The following is a 270-nucleotide window of genomic DNA, read 5'->3' on the forward strand; positions in this document are numbered from 1 at the left end:
GGGTCCTGCTGTGGGGGTGGCGGGCGGGCATCACGAGGCTGGGTGTGTCACAGCAGTCGTCGGATGTCGCCGCGAACCCGGTAGAAGCCACCTGCCGCGGTGTGAAGGGCGTCAACGACGTAGCGTGCTCCGGGCTCGCGTATCGCGCGCGGGAACTGGACGTTCAGTGCCCGGTCGTAGCCCTCGGACACCACGTGCACCCGGATGCGTCCCGCCTCCTTGACGCACTCCACGACGACCGCTCCCGCCGGGGCCTGGGCGACGGTGGTT

The 270-nt window shown here is 70.4% G+C and carries 1 pseudogene; it reads right to left on the reverse strand.

Annotated elements, in window-relative coordinates:
• Positions 1–47: 47 nt before the first annotated feature.
• Positions 48–270 (reverse strand): annotated as a pseudogene (locus AOK15_RS48140) (WGR domain-containing protein); the annotation flags it as partial.

This window comes from Streptomyces ossamyceticus, from assembly GCF_001418475.1.
Lineage (GTDB): Bacteria > Actinomycetota > Actinomycetes > Streptomycetales > Streptomycetaceae > Streptomyces > Streptomyces ossamyceticus.